Raw genomic sequence first — 17,356 nt, 5'->3', positions numbered from 1 at the left:
CACTTGCAATAGGCCAGCTATTGACGCGTAAATTAGCCTTGAATTAAGAAAAACTATCAAGCTAGAGGTAGCACTAATTTATTTGGCTAATAGTTTCAATGAGTTAAATATATCTTAAACCGAGATCAGGTTAAATAAACAACTTCTGCGTTGTGCTCAATCCCAATAGCCAGCTATTGCTCAATCACACGCCTTGAATTCGATTATTTATCCTCATTATATTCGTTTGCTGTAAGCATATAATTGAAAAAGCACGTCAATGAGCGATCATTGACGTGCTTTTTTGTTTCAGTCATCAAGTTAATATAACTTACGGCAGTGCAGCTTGTTAAAAGCTTGCCTCAGATAAGTTTAACTGGGCAATGACAATCACAGCTTGCGTGCGGTTGCGCACATCAAGTTTTCTGAAAATGGCGGTCGCATGGGCTTTAATAGTCGCTTCTGATACATTTAAATCGTAAGCAATTTGCTTATTTAGCATGCCCTGGGCAAACATCATTAAGATACGGTATTGTTGCTGCGTTAAACTGGCGACGCGTTCAGCAATATTACTTTTACTATTGCTACTTGGTGCTTGTTCAAAAGAAGCAGGCAACCAAATATTACCTGCTAATACAGCAACAATAGCTGAATAAATATCATCAACAGGTGTGGACTTTGGCACAAAACCAGCGGCACCATATTCCATCGCTTTACTGATGGTGTCATGATCTTCATGAGCGGATACAATTACTACAGGAATTTGTGGAAAGTGATTACGCACATGGATTAGGGTATTAAAGCCATGAGCACCAGGAATATTTAAATCCAGTAATAACAAATCACTATCATTATTGTTGGTGAGTTGTTGTTCAAGTTCTTCAATTGTTTCTGCTTCAAGCCATGTGGTATATGTTAGCTTGGCTTTTAATGTCCCTAATAGCGCTTGTCTAAATAAGGGATGATCGTCAGCTATTATTATTTTTTCTGGCTGAATCATAACAAATATCCTAAATAGTGATTCATCCATTCTAACGGAAATCTTTTTAATAACATAGCTTAGTTATTAGTAGTGAACATCGGGTAACTAATACGCTATTTTTGTTAAGTCGGAGCAGTGAAAAGGTAATAACTATTCATCACACTGTTTCATTGTATTCGTCTAGTTTAGATATTTTTAAATACATTACCAATTACTTTGGGAAATTATCTCCGCTGCTTGCTTATGGTATAGAGGCAAATGCAGAATAGGTTGGGTATCGGCATTAAGCTCACCCCATGAAGTAATAAATTCACCTGCGGGAATATCAGCATGAACGGGGAATTCAAAATTACTATGTGCGTATATTTTCTGTGCTTTTTTAGTGGTGAGAAACTCAATGAATTTAATGGCATTATCAACGTTTTTAGCCGAGTGAGTAAGGGCTGCGCCACTAATATTTACATGGCTACCAATATCTCTACTTTGTGGTAAAATAATGCCGATTTTTTGATAAGTTTCACGATCACTCTGTTTAATACTATTTGATAACATGCCATAGTAATAGCTGTTGGCTATGGCTATATCACAATCGCCCCGAGCCACTTTTCTCATTTGATCTCTGTCGTTACCATTAGGTCGCATGGCTAAATTATCACTAAAATTTTGTACCCAATTTTTAGTCCAGTCATCACCGTAGTGATAAATAAAGCTAGCTACCATAGCGCGATTATAAAAATGATTACCAGCTCTACTACATATTTTACCCAGCCAACGTTTATTCAATAATGATTCATAGCTAGTTAGCAGCTGTGGGTTAATTTTATCTTTAGCGTAAAAAATAGCTCTAACCCGTAATGATAAAGCAAACCAATAATTTTCCGGATCTCGTAAATTTTCTGGCACATTAGCGAGCAATATCGCCGAGCTGATTGGTTTGATAAGGTTTAATCGTTTAGCTTTATCAAGCCTAGCTGCACCTACGGTTAGTAATACATCAGCAAAACTATCATCACCATCTTGAATCAGTCGCTGCATTAACTTATCTGCTTTGCCGCTAACAACATTCACTTTAATACCTGTTTGTTCAGTAAATACTTTAATTAACGGCTCAATTAATTTCACTTGACGAAAAGAATAAACATTAACCATATTTTGATTGGCATTGCTCTCAGCGATGAAGGAAAAATTTAACAATATTCCAGATAATAAAGATAAAAAAACAATTTTTTTCACGGAAAGTCCTGAATTTGCACAGATACGTTAATGAGAATCGTTTGCATTTAAGCATGGTTCAGTTATCATGTACAGCATTGATTTAACAAACGCTGCACTTGGTGTGCGGAGCATTATTTGGTCAAGTGGCACTATGCTCGGCTAATGTTTATAAGCGTTAAATAGCGTAAGGTAATTTTGTGAATTTCTTGATGACGGGTGTTAAAAAAAGTCATTTTTTTTGGCAGCGATATTCTGGCATAGTTTTATTATGGTTGCTCGGGATGATACTAGCCTATACAGCTTTTCTGACCGTTAACTATTATGAAGAGCAACATAGCCATCAACAATTTCAGGCAAGCTTTAAAGATAAAGTAACCAGTCTAACCCAAGCCATTTCGACTATTAATAAAGTATTCTTGGCAACACAAAGTTTATTTAAGATTAAGCCAGAGTTGCATCAGCAAGATTTTGCGCAACTAATTACACGAGATTTTCTTAAAAATACGGGTATGCGTGGCGTGCAATGGGCGCCAGCGGTTGAAAAAAGCCAAGTGGCTAATTTTGAAAAGCAAGTTCGTGCCAGTGGCATTTTTGATTATCAGATTCGTGCAATGAATAATTTGCTAACAAACTGCCCTAAGTTAGCTGCCAATGCCACGTTTCCCGTTTTATTTGCTCAGCCAGCAGAGTTTATTGGTCATGAATTGGGATTGCAGCTAGATACTAACTGCACTATCGCCACTAGTATGAATAAAGCACTGCACAGTGGCAGTATAAGCTCCGCCAAGTTCAACAATGAACAAAATGAATTAGGTTTTAGATTGTTATTACCTATCTTTAAAAATGACACGGCATCTAGCGATAACTTACGCGGTTACCTCGTTGGCATTGTTATGACTAACCAATTAGTTGATACCCTTTGGGGAGATCTTACTAACTCAAAGAACTATCAAATTTCAATTTTTAATAGTCAGGATAAAAGTGAAAAAATATATGATTCGCAATGGCGAGAACATTGTGTTTCAGGTTGTTATTCGCCGGAGAAACGGTCAAAGTTGCAGGCGACTATTCCATTTGCTAACCAGCTATGGACCATAGAGCTCACTAAACTAGGTTATGACTCTCGTAGTCGATTATATGCTTACGGCGCCGCTATGATAATACTGACTTTGACTCTAGGATTAAGCATATATTTATGGATGTATATCAACCGCGTGCGCTGGGCTAACTCTCTAGTAAAAGAAAAAACAGCATCACTCCAGTATCAAGCTAGCCATGATGATTTAACACAATTGCTTAACAAGCAGGCGCTAACTAATGAACTAGAAAAGTTAACCAAGCAGACAAATCGTCATAGTGATGAAGGCTTTAGCTTATTGTTTATCGATTTAGACCACTTTAAAAAGGTAAACGATACCAAAGGACATCTAGTTGGCGATAAGTTATTGCAGCAAGTGGCGCAAAGGTTACAGCAGACAGCCCGTTTTGATGATTTATTATTTCGCTTTGGTGGCGATGAATTTGCAGTACTGCTGCATAATAGTTTCTGCCAAGTGACCGTGACTTTGGTTGCTGAACGAATATTGAGGCGTTTAGAACAAATATATCTTATTGATGATAACAAATATCGCATTGGTGCCAGTATAGGCATCTATCTAAGTCATACGGTAGATACTAGTGCCAACGACGTGATTCGAAATGCTGATATAGCTATGTATGAAGCCAAGCGATTAGGGCGAGGGAGGGTGGTGTTTTATCAAGAAAATATGCACCAAAGTCTAGTGTTAAAACAAGATATTGAAGATGACCTAGCAGATGCCATTGCTAATAATCAGCTAAGCATATACTTACAGCCTATACACGATAATCAAAATTTAAAAGGCTTTGAAGCGCTAAGTCGTTGGCTGCACCCTGCAAAGGGTATGATCTTTCCCGATGAATTTATCGAAGTTGCTGAAGAAACAGGTCTTATTCATATATTAGGTAAGTGGCTTATTGAATCAGCATGCTGTCAGCTAGCAATTTGGCTCAAAAGGTACGGTGAAGAAAGCTGCCCTTACATTAGTATTAATGTATCACCAATACAATTAGCGCAAGGTGAAGTTGTCGAGCAAATCGCTAAGGCGTTATTGCAATATAATGTTCCGGGTAAGTTATTGGCGGTAGAGCTGACCGAATCGGCGCTTATTGATAATAAAACTATTGTTAAAAAGAACTTAACTAGTTTGCAGCAACTGGACGTTAAAATATTTTTAGATGATTTTGGTACTGGTTTTTCATCTTTATCATTACTACGAGACTTTCCAATCGATGTCTTAAAAATAGACCGTAGCTTTGTATTTGATTTAGCTAGTACAGAGGGGCATCAAGACTCGAAGAAGCTAGTTAAAGCAATGATAGACATGGCTAAAGCATTAAATATGCAGGTAGTAGCCGAGGGGGTGGAAGACCTACTCACCTTCGATTGGCTCAATGACTCGGCTTGTCATTTAATGCAAGGTTATTACTTTTCCAAGCCAATACCTCCGCACGATTTAGATGACTACTTAAGTAAGCAAGCTTGGCAAGAGAAACGGGTTGTAGTTAAGAAGGAGCAAGACTACATACCTCTGGCGTTACTAGCAAATATTTAAACTTATTCAGTTGAAAAAATAAAACTCTGACGAAGATTCAGCTACGGCTATTGAATGTGAACTAATGTACAGTTGAGCTTGTGCAATCAGCAATGATTTATTCTAACCTAGCAGCTATGAAACCAAGCGCTAAGTTTAACAGGTGAGCTTCTTCTATGATAAGCTCAGCTAGGTTGATGTTGAAAAATTGGATTTTCTGTAATGAAAACATGGTTTAAAGCTTACCTACAATTAGATAAAGATATTGAGAATAACTTATATAGGAAAAAAGTTACCAGTAAATTTATCTTGTTATTATCTTTTACTATCCTCTCCGTTTTGCTGCTTGGTAACTTTATTTATAGCAACCAAGCTACTTTTTATGTGAACCTTAGCTTATTCATCATTATGTCATTAATAATGATTTTACCTGGTCAGCAACGAAAATACGCTTCACATATTGTCTTGCACTTTATGGCATTGGGTATTTTGTTGGTGGTTTATTTTAATCAGGGTAAAGAATATACCCCCATTTGGTCTCTTCTCTATATCTTCCTCGTTATGTCCCTCTATGGGCACCGAACAGGTTTACGAATATCTCTGTTTTATTTGACGATATTACTTATATTATTATTTTCATTTACTCCTAGCGCATTGACTACTATGGAGTTTGTACGCTTTACTATGGTTGCTTGTTTTACCCTCTTTTTTGCCTATTTGGCGGAAATGCTTATTTCGAGAACATTTGAAAAATTAATTACCGCCAAAAGCCAGTTAGAGCAGTTAAGCAAAACAGATGCTTTAACAGGCCTTTTTAACCGTCGCCATTTTGATGAAGTACTGCCACAGCAAATGAGAAGTGCCAACAGAAGCCATGATTTATTAGCACTAGTGATTATCGATATAGATCATTTTAAAGGCTATAACGATACTTTTGGCCATCCTGCTGGTGATGTGGCCCTTGTTGCACTAGCAAATTTATTAAAAATACAAATGAAGCGGGGTAATGACGCAGTTTTCCGTTTAGGTGGTGAAGAGTTTGCACTCTTGTATCAAGCGAAAAGTGACCAGGCCGCTGTCAAGTTAATCGAAGATATTCGGATAGCAGTAGAAAGTTTGGATCAATACTGTGATATTGAAAAGAAAATAACCATATCTGCTGGGCTATTATTGATTAATTCGAAACAAAATATAGCCGTAGAAACTGCCTATGAATTAGCGGATAAATTGTTATATCAAGCAAAAAATTCTGGGAGAAATAAGGTGGTAATATCCAACTGATAAACAGATAGCCATAGGCTAGCCATTTATCAGGGTTATACAGTCGTTATTTTTTGGGAATATTAGCCAATACAGCGACTAATAATTGCCAATAGAGCGCAACGCTAGCAATTTCAATTTTTTCATCGGGTGAGTGAGGGAAGTTAATTGTTGGTCCAATAGACACCATATCCCAATGCGGATAAGCGCTTTTAAATAAACCACACTCTAAGCCCGCATGAATGACCATTACCGCAGGGACTTTATTAAATATGCTTTGATAGGTATCACGTACGGTCTGCATGATGGCAGAATCGGTATTAGGCTTCCAACCAGGGTATGCCCCTGAGAAGATAATGCTAGCACCAGCAAGTTCAAAAACAGATTGTACTGTCAGTTGAGTTTCTAAACGGCCATCGTCATGCAGGCTTCGTATAAGCGTCATGGCACTGAATTTTTTTCCTCTGGTACGGATTACACCTAAGTTGAGTGAGGTTTCAACAATACCTTCAATATCATCACTCATGCGCATCACACCATTTGGGCAAGCATTGAGCGCGCGTAAAATGGCGGCTTGTGTTGCTTTTGTCCAACACTGGTCAAAGTCTTCGGGCGAAATTAATAACATGTCGATATCAGTTTCGATAGCACCAAGGTTTGCTCTAATGGTTGCTAAGTAGTCTGCTAAAGCAATTTTTAATGGCTCAATTTTATCTTTAGCAATAACAAAACTGGCATTGGCTTCGCGAGGAATAGCATTGCGTAAACTACCACCATTTAGCTCAGTTAAACCTATATCGAACTCATTGCTAGCCTCTAATAAAAAGCGCACTAATAATTTATTAGCATTGGCACGGCCAGTATGAATATCAACACCTGAATGACCACCTTTCAAACCAGAGATAGATAAGTTAAAAGCTTTATAATCGCTTGGCACATGCTCAAAAGTTAGTGGGAAAGTTGCATTGCCATCAATGCCACCAGCACAACCCATGTACACCTCACCTTCTTGCTCAGAATCGGTATTGATTAAAATATCACCGTCAAGCCAACCTGCTTCTAGGCCAAAAGCGCCAGTCATACCGGCTTCTTCATCAATGGTTACCAGTACTTCTAATGGGCCATGAGGAATATCGTCACTGGCTAAAACAGCTAATGCTGAAGCTAAACCAACACCGTTGTCAGCACCTAGTGTTGTCCCTTCAGCCGTTACCCACTCTCCTGAATCAATGTCATCTGATTCGATAATATAGGGTTTAATTGGGTCGGTTAAAAAATCATGGTCAGTGTCATTGTTTTTTTGTGGCACCATATCCATATGTGCTTGTAAGATAGTGCCTTTGCGATCTTCCATGCCTGCGGTTGCTGGCTTTTTAATAATTAAGTTGCCGACAGCATCTTCCTTAATAGCTAAACCAAGTTCTTTGGCCCAGTCTTGAATCCACAAAGAGATTTTTTGCTCATGTTTAGATGGATGTGGAATACTGCAAATTTTTTCAAATAATTGCCACAAGCTGGCAGGCTTTAATTGTGAAAGAGCACTCATAGGTTTCCTCGGGAAATATTAATATTATTTGCTGTAAATAACAGGCATAGCCAATGCTATTTACAGCTTAGATGGAGACAGTATTATTACTATTATTTATCGGCCATTAAAAATTGCCATTGTTCACTAAAGTCACTACTGGGTTTTTTACTATAACCTGAGCGAACAAATTGACTCATTTTACCTTCAGCGAAAGCAACAAGTAAGCTAGCTAAAGCGGCTTCACTAATAGTAAAGGTTTTGCCTTCACGTAGTTTACGTTCACGCAAAACTTGTTTAAATTGTGATTCTAATTTTTCAAAAAATTGATGAACTCTGCCACGTAAGCGTTCATTTTCACCCATTAAGGCGTCACCCGCTAAAATTCGACACATGCCAGGATTACGTTCAGAAAAAACTAATAACACATGCAGGATATGATGGCATCTTACTAAGGCTTCTTTATGGTCCGCTAAAATTAAATTGATGCGAGAAAAGATAGACTCTTCAATAAAGTCAATTAAGCCTTCAAACATACGTGCTTTTGACGGGAAGTGACGGTATAAAGCGGCTTCTGAAAAACCCACTTCCGCAGCTAACTTTGCCGTAGTGATACGCTGTCCCGGACAATTTTCTAACATTAATGCTAAAGATTCTAATATTTGGTGTTTACGGTTTGGCTTTTGGTTTTTACTTTGTGTGGCGACCATAGTTAAACATTCTCTATTGTTATTGTGCTATCCGTTAAGCTTACAGAGCTAGCTAGCTCTTAAAGTTATTAAGTTTTATTGCTTAGTACTTTTGCTAGATAATGTTGATTGATTAATGATACTAGCTGTTTGGCAATGACCTGTTTATTGGCCAAAGGAATTTCTACCTTATCCACAGAGCTAAAAAGGGTTAAGGCATTATCATCACTGTTAAAACCTTGTCCTGCTTTCGACACATCATTGGCAGCAATTAAGTCTAAATTTTTACGCATTAACTTACCACGGGCATAGTGCTCGAGGTTTTGTGTTTCAGCAGCAAAACCAACGATAAAAGGCTTATTAGCTAACTGTGCCACATCAGCAACAATATCGTGGTTTTTGACGAGAGAAAGTTGCATATGTTCATTGTCTTTCTTAATTTTTTCTTTGGCAATATCAGCAACTCGGTAATCAGCAACGGCAGCACAAGCAACAAAAGTAGTCCCTTGTGGCGCGTAAGTTAGCGCTTGCTGATGCATTTCTTCGGCACTAGTGACTTGAATTAACTGACAGCCTATGGGAGCTGAGATATTTACGGGTCCCGAAATCAAAGTCACTTTAGCGCCAGCACGTAATGCGGCATGAGCAATTGCATAGCCCATTTTTCCTGAGCTATGGTTAGAAATATATCGCACAGGGTCTATCGCTTCACGTGTTGGTCCGGCAGTAATAACCCAGTGTTGATTTTGTAGATATTTGTCGGCAAAAAAATCACTACTCAAGCTCACCAATTCATCAACTTCTAGCATTCGACCTAAGCCAACATCGCCACAAGCCTGTTCGCCAGCACCAGGCCCCCAAATATGCAGGCCCCATTGCTTTAATGTGTTGATATTTGCTTGAGTTGCTTTGGCATGCCACATTTGTTGATTCATAGCTGGAGCAATGGCGATTGGCGCACTGGTCGCTAAACATAAAGTGGATAATAAATCATTGGCCATGCCGGCAGTGATGCGAGCAATAATATCAGCGGTGGCAGGAGCAATTACAATCAAATCAGCCCATTTAGCCAATTCAATATGACCCATGGCAAGTTCAGCCTGACTATCGAGTAAGCTATCTGCAACATGATTTCCCGAGACAACTTGCAGTGTTAACGGGGTAATAAAAGCTTTAGCGCCGTCGGTCATAACCACACGTACATCTGCGCCCTGATCTTTAAGTCGGCGTACCAATTCGGGGGTTTTGTAGGCGGCGATGCCACCAGTAATCCCCAGTAGTATTTTTTTGTCCTGAAGAATTTGCATAAGCTGCTAATCTTAAAGTAACCAATAATGCCGATAAGATAACATTTATTGGCATTATTTAGAAATAACTGTTGCTAAATAAAGACAGTTACTCATATACCCTAGCGACTTCAAGATGTTTGTTTCAGGACGCCTGAGTGATTCATGCTCAAGGTGAGTAGTTTATTAATGGTTGTTCCCTTAATTAACTACGTAACGATGAACGTGATTTACTCAGACGTCCCCGAAGGGCTGGTTTAGAAACGCTTTATACATCGTTATTGATTTTGACAAGGGAATAACCATTCTCTTCAATTAATGCCTTGCCTAAAAACGTTTCTAATTCCAGCTGAATCCTGCATCTTGAGGTGGCTTGGGTATTTATAAAAAACACCAAAATGTAAAGCAAGGACGCACTTATGTTAAAAGGAACAGCGCTTAAAAAATTACCGCTAAAGTCAAGTGTGTTAAAAGATTGGCCCGAATTAGAAAGGCCGCGAGAGAAGCTGGTTCATTTGGGCTCAGCAAGTTTAAGTGATGCAGAGTTGTTGGCGATATTTTTAAGAACCGGGGTCAAAGGCTGCCATGTGGTCGATCTTGCACGGCAGTTGCTGACGAGCTTTGGTAGTCTGGGTGCTATTTTTTCTGCTAGTCAGGAGGATTTTTGTGCAAGACACGGACTTGGTACGGCTAAGTATGTACAACTGCAAGCTTGTTTAGAAATGTCTAAACGTTATTTAGCCGAGAAAATGAAACAGAGCGATTGTGTTTTAACCTCTTCACAAGCAACTCGCGATTACTTAATAAGTGAATTACGTTTTGAAAATCGTGAAATATTCGCGGTATTATTTTTAGATAATCAGCATCAAGTATTAACCTTTGAACGGCTATTCTTTGGCACACTGGATGCGGCCGCTGTTTACCCTAGAGTTATCGTCGAACAAGCATTAAAACATCATGCGGCTGCGGTAATTTTAACGCACAACCATCCTTCAGGTGTCGCCGAAGCAAGCCTTGCCGATAAACAAATAACTAATAAATTAATACAAGCGTTGCAGCTAATTGATGTGCGGGTATTGGACCATATCATTGTTGCGGGCAATCAATGTTATTCGTTTGCAGAACATGATGAAATTCCCTAATTAAAAGGGAGATATAGTGGATAATTTGCTAAAAACTTGAAAGGCAATTACTTTTAATTAGTGACTACCTTAAACAATAAGAAAGAAGGATCATCCGATGACTGATAGTAATAGCGAGGAAATGGAACGCCGTAGATCGTTTCGTTTAGATATGGAAAAAGAGCTGGTGGATATCGTTTGGAGCGATGAAAAAGGTCAAGAACATAATAAAAAAATTATTTGTTTAGATTTTGCCCGTGGTGGCTTGAAATTAGATTGTGATGAAAGCTTACCCGTTAATACCGCCGTAACCGTGGTATTTAAATCAGCAAATGCCCGTCACCAAAAGCTTTATGGCAAAGTGTTGCGCAGTATTAAACAAGAAAATGGCTGGTTTGAAATTGCTTTAGTCTTAGATAAAAATGCTTAGTAATTAAAGAGTAAGTTGGCTTGTTGAGGTAAAAGCAATATCGTGAAATTGAACTACAATTAGCACGGTAAGATGTTAATTATATTGTGGTAAAGGACGGTACTAAGCATGATGATATTAGTGGGTGGCGAAAAAGGAGGCAGTGGCAAAAGCTGCTTAGCGCAAAACTTAGCGGTATATTTCGCCGGAAATAAGAAAGCAATAGTGTTAATGGTTGATTGTGATCCGCAAAGAACAACTTCAGATTGGATACAAGCTAGAAATGGCGATCCGTCATTACCGGCAATTAATTGTATTCAATTGTATGGCAAGATTCGTAATGATTTGCTGAGCTTAGTACAGCATTATGACTACGTTATCGTCGATTGTGGTGGCCAAGATAACCTTGCCTTGAGGGCGGCAATGTCTGTTGCAGATCACGTCATTATTCCTTTAAGGCCTAAAAGGCGAGATTTGAAAACAGTAGCGCATATGGAAGATATGCTCAGTACCTGTAAAATGGTCAATCCGAAAATGATAGCCTCATTTGTTATTACCCAGTGTCCATCATTACCAAACCAAGCGGGAAGAATACTTGAAGCAAAAGAAGTGTGTAGCTCATATGGCATTAATGTTTTAGATGCCGTAACCTATAATCGTAACGTTTATGATGATAGTGAAGAGCAGGGATCTTCTGTTATTGAAATAGATCCCACAGGTAAAGCTGCCCTAGAGATGATGGCTATTGCCGAAGAGTTATTGGCAATGGAACCGGACAATTCACATGAGTTTAACTGATTTAAAGAAAAGCAAGGACGGCAAGGCGAAAAAGAAAAACTTCACCATCGATGAGTTTATCTCCGATGCTGAAGATTATGCAAAAGGCGCCCCTAAAATTGTTAGTGAATTGACTAACGAAGGCACTGCTCATAAGTTAAACCTTAAGCAAGCGTTTAGTGAAGCAAAGCGCTATGTTGAAATGACAGAAATGGAACATCGGCAGGCGCAAGAGGTTAAGGCTGGTGTTAGAAATAAGGCTGAAAAGCCATTTCGCCGGGCAACTTTTACTTTAAGTGAAGAGGCTATTGAGCAGCTTCATGATTTATCTGCAGGATCAGACTTAGCTAAATCTCATATTTTACGTATTTTAATCGATGAATTGTGTAATAAAGAACAAAATGAGCAATTAAAGAAGTTATTGCAGTCAAGAATCGGTTAATTTCACATATTTTAACTAAATTTTGTTGACTTTTTACCCTTGAAAGAGACACTATTTAGTCGAAAACTCACTGTTTAGCTGAGTTTTTTCTTTATATATCCTATTTAACTATATGAAACTTATTGAGAACTACTATTTTTTTAGTATTTTTCTATTAAAGCTAGTATTAGTTAATCAGTTTCTCTATAATATGCCACCTTTTTCAGGATCCCGAGACGACGGTCTTGGGGAAAATATAGCTCGAGCTGAAATTAATATTGGAGTACTCACATGTCTAAAGTTTGCCAAGTAACAGGCAAAGTGCCAATGGTTGGAAACAACCGTTCTCACGCAAGAAACGCGACTCGTCGTCGTTTTTTACCTAACCTTCAATCTCACCGTTTTTGGGTTGAGAGTGAAAATCGTTTCGTTAAATTACGTTTAACTCCGAAAGGAATGCGTATTATCGATAAAAAAGGTATTGATGTTGTTTTAGCAGACATCCGTGCCCGTGGCGAAAAAGTTTAATAACTTTATTATTCTAAGGAAAATACTATGCGCGATAAAATTCGTTTAGTTTCTAGTGCTGGTACTGGTCATTTTTATACTACTGATAAGAATAAAAAGACTATGCCTGAGAAAATGGAAATCAAAAAGTTTGATCCAACCATTCGCAAGCACGTAATCTATAAAGAAGCTAAAATTAAGTAATTAATTTTGTTTCTACTAAAAACCCGGTTTATACCGGGTTTTTTTATGTCTGGAATAAAGCATAAGCTGCATTTGTAAATGCATGTGGGCTGTTATGCGCGCTATTCTATAAAAAGTTCAGTATGATAATGGCATAGCTAACGTGGAATATTTGTATGAAACTATCTCGGACCGGGTGGAATAACGTCATTATATTTTCAGTAATGATAATAATTTTATTGATCAATGCTACTAATGACAAACTCTTCCCAAAGGAAGGAAAGACAAATAATGCCGAGCAATTAATTCTCCCTCAACATAGTATTATTTTAACGCTAGCAATCGATTTTTCATTCAGCCAACAAGTGTTATTTGAACGTAGAGGCCGCAGTTGGCAGTTAACGGCTAAAGGTGTCTTGTTGGAAAAAACTGATCAACAGATTGAGCAGATGATGTTTGCTTGGCAAGAAAGTAGTGGCTTAGTACAGGCCGCTGAAATTATCATTGATAGTGAGCAAAGTATTACAGTGAAAATTGCTTTAGCGGGAGAATCGCAAGCACGAATTTTTATGTTATATCCACTTAATGACCAGTTATTAGTTTATCAGCAACAAGGCAATACCTGGTTAGCCTTGCCTCCAGCATTAGCTCAGCAGCTATTACCTATTATTTTGTAGTCATCTTTTTTAAGAGACAACAGTTTCCATTGCTCAAATAAGAATAAATTATGCCAGAATTACCCGAAGTTGAAGTATGCCGCTTAGGTATAAGCCCTCATATAATCGCCCAGCAGGTCATTAAGGTGACTATTCGTGATAGCCGCTTACGATGGCCTATCCCTGAAGAAGTACGCTCTGTAGTAGGCTTACCTGTACTTGCTGTTGATCGCCGCGCTAAATACCTCTTATTGCGCTTTAAAACAGGTACGTTATTACTGCACTTAGGTATGTCAGGCACGGTAAGAGTTATTGAGCATGATACCCCTGTAGCTAAGCATGATCATTTTGACCTCGTTTTTCAACACGGCAAGATATTGCGCCTTAATGATCCTCGACGCTTTGGTGCGGTTTTATGGCTAGCGAATGATGAAGATGAATTAGGCTTACTCAGTAAGTTAGGACCAGAGCCACTTAGTGATGACTTTTATCCAGGTTATTTGTTTAGCAAAGCTAAAAATAGAAAAGTACCTATCAAGACCTTTTTAATGAACAATCATATTGTCGTAGGGGTAGGTAATATTTATGCTAATGAAGCATTATTCCAAGCGGGAATTTTACCGACAACGAAAGCGGGTGATATTGATGAGGCAAGACTCAATAATTTAACCAATATTATTAAACAAGTACTGAGTGCTGCGATTGCCCAAGGGGGCACCACTCTTAAGGACTTTACCCAAGCAGATGGCCGCCCAGGTTATTTTGCTCAATCACTGATGGTATACGGTCGTGCAGGGCAAGCCTGTTTGACTTGCCAGACTAAGTTAGAGGAAATTAGACAGTCTAATCGTAGCTCTGTCTATTGCCCTATTTGCCAACAGGATTAGAGTCCCTAGCTTTGTTCTAATGCTTTTTTTACTACCGGATGGACAAACTGACTTACATCGCCATGGTGAAGGGCAACTTCTTTTACCAAGGTTGATGAAATAAATGAATTTTCTTCTGCCGGTGTCAGAAATACACTTTCAAGATCAGGGGATAAGCGACGATTCATATTGGCAAGCTGAAATTCGTATTCAAAGTCTGACACTGCGCGTAAACCACGAATAAGTACTTTGGCTTGGTGTTGCTTAGCAAAATCAACTAATAAGCCGCTAAAGCCAACGACAGTCACATTCTCTAAATTTTGAGTTACTTGCTCAATCATGGCAACACGCTGTGTTAAATCAAAGCGTGGTTGTTTACTGGGGCTTGAAGCAACACCAATAATGACTTCACTAAATAATTTACTAGCGCGAACAATTAAGTCGCTATGGCCATTGGTAACGGGATCAAAAGTACCTGGGTATATTGCTTTTATCGTCATTATCTACTGTTTTATTTAACGGTTGTTAAGGGTTATTGTAATGCTAGAAGTGACTTAGTGCCAAGTTTTTATGTTTGCTAGTCTATCGCTAAGCCATGGATAACCAACTAAAATGAATAATTAATCATCAAGAAAAACAAAAAAGCTTAAAGTATTTACTCAAAACACTTTATATATACTGAATTTTGATAGTATTATTGTGCTAGTTTTAATCAAATCAATAAGAAGTAGTTGCATGAAAACCCGTGATAAAATAATCAAGGCCAGTATTGAATTATTTAATGAGCAAGGAGAGCGTAATGTCACCACTAATCATATCGCTGCTCACTTAGCCATTAGCCCTGGTAATCTGTATTATCATTTCCGTAATAAAGAAGACATTATTTTATCTATTTACGAAGAGTATGCACGTAGCTTGCTATTGGATACCTTGCCTAAGGTGTCTGCGGAAGTAAAGCCACTAGACTCACTTGTTGTGTATATGGATGCGGTTTTTCAAACGACAATGAAATTTCGTTTTTTTTATAGCAACCTACCTGTGTTACTGGATAAAAGTCCTAGCCTGCGAGAAAAATATGTTGAAGTTCAGCAGTCTATTTCAGAGCGTGTAAGTCAACTACTACTTTCATTAAGAGCTGCAGATATCATTGATTTTGGTGATGATGAATTGGCTGATATTGTCAGTATTTTACGTCTTATTAATACCTTTTGGGTAAGTTTTTATCAAACCCAAAACATAGTTAATGAAGTCAATGATTCGGTATTTTATCAAGGGGTACTTAAAATATTAGTGATTTTACGTCCATACACTAAAGCACATGCCATAAGTGAACTTAATCAAGCGCGCGATGTATATCAGCAAAGGTACCAAGAAGCGGCAGAGCCAGTTTAATCTTAGTTAAGCGTCAAGTGCTAAGCGGTTAATTCGAATTGAAAGTTATCCGGTTTTTCATAACCTTGGCTTACTGTAAAGTAAAAGCTTTCTATACGCTGCGCTCGCTGTTGTACCTCATTCGATTGCACACTCTCAGTACTTGGATTAGAGGCTAGCTTTTGATTTGATGAGCTGGAAATAATAGCTTCTTGTGCGGATAACGTTTGTTTGATTAAGCTATCAAAATCAGTACTGTTATCACCTTGATTATCATTAATACTCGGATTAGATTTGATATTAAGATTGCTACTAGCATTACTGTCTTGAGTCGCCGTCTCACTGTTGAGCGTTAATAGTTCTGATTGTGCTTCGAGAATTTTTTGTACTGCACTGGCGGCAACTCTGGTGTCTTGTGTTGACGGATTTGCTGGCGCTAATGCCGCCGCATGCACCTTTTGCATCTTCATGATGGTTGCTTGTGGATCACCAGCGACACTGCTTAAGTCGACAGCAACCTCGCCACCTACTGCATATTTTTTTCCATCAGGGCCCATTTTAAAAGTATAAGTAGGGGAGCCTGTCGCAGAACCACCTATGGTTGCGTGAGCTAACTCGTGCGATTTTACTTCTTTATCTCTTTGTTGTAGCTGACTAATAATTTTTTCATCAGCAAGTGCTTGCTTGCTTGCTTCGTTATCCTTATCGTCTTCTGAAGTAGCAACTCCAGCGTCAGCATTTTGTTCTTCTTGCTTATGTTCAGAATTATGTTGAGAGCTCTGCTCGTCTTGCTGTTGCTTGCCTTGCTCTTGCTCAGCAATAGAGCTAGCAGCATGCTCGGTTTGTTTTCTTAGGTTAGCAAAATCGACTTGTTCGTTTACTTGGGCAGGTGTTCTAGCACGCTCTTTTTCTGAAGCGACACCTTTTTCAGCGGCAGCAGGGTTGGTGGCGGTAACTTGAGTGATAATTTGTCGTTGATGGTTATCTCGGCGCAAGCCTTCCGTAGGTGGGTTAACCACCGTTGCTAAGGATAAGTTTGCTGCATGCGGAGTGATATTCATAAATACAAATTATTTACCAATTAATAAAAAAGCTAACGGGTATATATTGTTAGGCGGTTACATCCAGTAGGGTGCCAAGTGCATCATCAGCACTTTTAATCACTTCTATCGAAGCTTTGGCTTGAAATTCAGCAACTTTCAAATTAACAATCGCTCGATTTAAATCTGGTATTTCTAAGTTACTATTTGGCTTAGTCACCTCAGTATTTACCTCGCCATTTGCGGCTGGATTCATTTGTTGTTCGGTGCTAAATGTTGTTGTGGCGACAATATCTGCAGCAGCTTGATCAGCCGTTGCTCTAGCATTTTGTAAGCCTTGTAACCCTGAATTAAATGCAGATGGTATTTCCATGGGTAATCCTCCACTGCTTAATAGCTATATTGCTTAATTATTAATCTAAATGGCGAAAAAGTAAAGCTGAAATTTCCTCTAGAC

Annotated in this window: 19 protein-coding genes; 11 read left to right on the top strand and 8 right to left on the bottom strand. The window is 38.6% G+C overall.

Features of this window, described 5'->3' with window-relative positions; genetic code table 11:
* Nucleotides 1-328: 328 nt before the first annotated feature.
* Together HRT50_RS07345 and HRT50_RS07340 are read right to left on the bottom strand one after the other, a co-directional pair.
* Entirely contained in the window at nucleotides 329-979 is a 651-nt protein-coding gene (locus tag HRT50_RS07345; RefSeq protein WP_291612914.1) for a response regulator transcription factor, read from the bottom strand.
* Nucleotides 980-1,165: 186 nt separating this feature from the next.
* Nucleotides 1,166-2,194 (bottom strand): extracellular solute-binding protein, encoded by a 1,029-nt coding sequence (locus HRT50_RS07340; protein ID WP_291612911.1) that lies wholly within the window; start codon nucleotides 2,192-2,194, stop codon nucleotides 1,166-1,168.
* Nucleotides 2,195-2,373: 179 nt separating this feature from the next.
* Here HRT50_RS07340 and HRT50_RS07335 point away from each other — a divergent pair, with 179 nt between their 5' ends.
* Entirely contained in the window at nucleotides 2,374-4,809 is a 2,436-nt protein-coding gene (locus HRT50_RS07335; RefSeq protein WP_291612909.1) for an EAL domain-containing protein, read from the top strand.
* Nucleotides 4,810-5,010: 201 nt separating this feature from the next.
* Nucleotides 5,011-6,069 carry a GGDEF domain-containing protein gene (locus tag HRT50_RS07330; RefSeq protein ID WP_291612907.1) on the top strand — a complete coding sequence of 353 codons (1,059 nt, stop codon included), beginning with the start codon at nucleotides 5,011-5,013 and terminating at the stop codon, nucleotides 6,067-6,069.
* 46 nt (nucleotides 6,070-6,115) lie between these two features.
* On the opposite strand, the gene HRT50_RS07325 is transcribed toward HRT50_RS07330, so the two are convergent.
* The 3 genes from HRT50_RS07325 to coaBC all read right to left on the bottom strand — a co-directional run bounded on the left by HRT50_RS07325 (nucleotide 6,116) and on the right by coaBC (nucleotide 9,569).
* Nucleotides 6,116-7,594, bottom strand: coding sequence for an aminoacyl-histidine dipeptidase (locus HRT50_RS07325; protein WP_291612905.1), 1,479 nt, complete (start codon nucleotides 7,592-7,594; stop codon nucleotides 6,116-6,118).
* Between the two features lie 92 nt (nucleotides 7,595-7,686).
* Nucleotides 7,687-8,283 carry a nucleoid occlusion factor SlmA gene (slmA, locus tag HRT50_RS07320; RefSeq protein WP_291612902.1) on the bottom strand — a complete coding sequence of 199 codons (597 nt, stop codon included), beginning with the start codon at nucleotides 8,281-8,283 and terminating at the stop codon, nucleotides 7,687-7,689.
* Between the two features lie 68 nt (nucleotides 8,284-8,351).
* Nucleotides 8,352-9,569, bottom strand: coding sequence for a bifunctional phosphopantothenoylcysteine decarboxylase/phosphopantothenate--cysteine ligase CoaBC (coaBC, locus tag HRT50_RS07315; protein WP_291612900.1), 1,218 nt, complete (start codon nucleotides 9,567-9,569; stop codon nucleotides 8,352-8,354).
* Nucleotides 9,570-9,967: 398 nt separating this feature from the next.
* Between coaBC and radC the strand changes: the two genes are divergently transcribed.
* The 8 genes from radC (at nucleotide 9,968) to mutM (ending at nucleotide 14,509) form a co-directional block, all read left to right on the top strand.
* Complete coding sequence (radC, locus tag HRT50_RS07310) at nucleotides 9,968-10,690, top strand: DNA repair protein RadC (RefSeq protein WP_291612898.1); 723 nt, start codon at nucleotides 9,968-9,970, stop codon at nucleotides 10,688-10,690.
* A gap of 97 nt (nucleotides 10,691-10,787) precedes the next feature.
* Nucleotides 10,788-11,099 (top strand): PilZ domain-containing protein, encoded by a 312-nt coding sequence (locus HRT50_RS07305; protein ID WP_291612896.1) that lies wholly within the window; start codon nucleotides 10,788-10,790, stop codon nucleotides 11,097-11,099.
* Nucleotides 11,100-11,207: 108 nt separating this feature from the next.
* Complete coding sequence (locus tag HRT50_RS07300) at nucleotides 11,208-11,876, top strand: AAA family ATPase (protein WP_291612894.1); 669 nt, start codon at nucleotides 11,208-11,210, stop codon at nucleotides 11,874-11,876.
* Entirely contained in the window at nucleotides 11,863-12,297 is a 435-nt protein-coding gene (locus tag HRT50_RS07295) for a hypothetical protein (protein ID WP_291612892.1), read from the top strand. Before HRT50_RS07300 ends, HRT50_RS07295 begins: the two co-directional genes overlap by 14 nt.
* Before the next feature lie 270 nt (nucleotides 12,298-12,567).
* Nucleotides 12,568-12,804, top strand: coding sequence for a 50S ribosomal protein L28 (rpmB, locus tag HRT50_RS07290; RefSeq protein WP_019029297.1), 237 nt, complete (start codon nucleotides 12,568-12,570; stop codon nucleotides 12,802-12,804).
* A 27-nt stretch (nucleotides 12,805-12,831) separates the two neighbouring features.
* Complete coding sequence (gene rpmG / locus HRT50_RS07285) at nucleotides 12,832-12,987, top strand: 50S ribosomal protein L33 (RefSeq protein ID WP_011041084.1); 156 nt, start codon at nucleotides 12,832-12,834, stop codon at nucleotides 12,985-12,987.
* Between the two features lie 155 nt (nucleotides 12,988-13,142).
* Complete coding sequence (locus HRT50_RS07280; RefSeq protein ID WP_291612873.1) at nucleotides 13,143-13,643, top strand: hypothetical protein; 501 nt, start codon at nucleotides 13,143-13,145, stop codon at nucleotides 13,641-13,643.
* A 50-nt stretch (nucleotides 13,644-13,693) separates the two neighbouring features.
* Nucleotides 13,694-14,509: a bifunctional DNA-formamidopyrimidine glycosylase/DNA-(apurinic or apyrimidinic site) lyase gene (gene mutM / locus HRT50_RS07275; protein WP_291612871.1), complete on the top strand. Its 816-nt coding sequence runs from the start codon at nucleotides 13,694-13,696 to the stop codon at nucleotides 14,507-14,509.
* Between the two features lie 5 nt (nucleotides 14,510-14,514).
* Here mutM and coaD read toward each other — a convergent pair whose 3' ends face one another.
* A complete protein-coding gene (coaD, locus tag HRT50_RS07270) occupies nucleotides 14,515-14,988 on the bottom strand; it encodes a pantetheine-phosphate adenylyltransferase (RefSeq protein ID WP_291612869.1) in 474 nt (157 codons plus the stop codon).
* A 235-nt stretch (nucleotides 14,989-15,223) separates the two neighbouring features.
* Between coaD and HRT50_RS07265 the strand changes: the two genes are divergently transcribed.
* Entirely contained in the window at nucleotides 15,224-15,880 is a 657-nt protein-coding gene (locus HRT50_RS07265; protein ID WP_291612867.1) for a TetR/AcrR family transcriptional regulator, read from the top strand.
* 20 nt (nucleotides 15,881-15,900) lie between these two features.
* Here the strand turns inward: HRT50_RS07265 and HRT50_RS07260 are convergent, their stop codons facing one another.
* Both HRT50_RS07260 and HRT50_RS07255 read right to left on the bottom strand, forming a co-directional pair.
* Nucleotides 15,901-16,920 (bottom strand): putative metalloprotease CJM1_0395 family protein, encoded by a 1,020-nt coding sequence (locus HRT50_RS07260; protein ID WP_291612865.1) that lies wholly within the window; start codon nucleotides 16,918-16,920, stop codon nucleotides 15,901-15,903.
* Between the two features lie 49 nt (nucleotides 16,921-16,969).
* Nucleotides 16,970-17,272 carry a hypothetical protein gene (locus HRT50_RS07255; protein WP_291612863.1) on the bottom strand — a complete coding sequence of 101 codons (303 nt, stop codon included), beginning with the start codon at nucleotides 17,270-17,272 and terminating at the stop codon, nucleotides 16,970-16,972.
* Between the last annotated feature and the right edge of the window lie 84 nt (nucleotides 17,273-17,356).

Origin of the sequence: Colwellia sp., from assembly GCF_013215345.1 — a bacterium.
Classification (GTDB): Bacteria; Pseudomonadota; Gammaproteobacteria; order Enterobacterales; family Alteromonadaceae; genus Colwellia.
The sequence above is the reverse complement of the archived record's forward strand: the minus strand, read 5'-3'. Positions and strand labels throughout refer to the sequence as shown.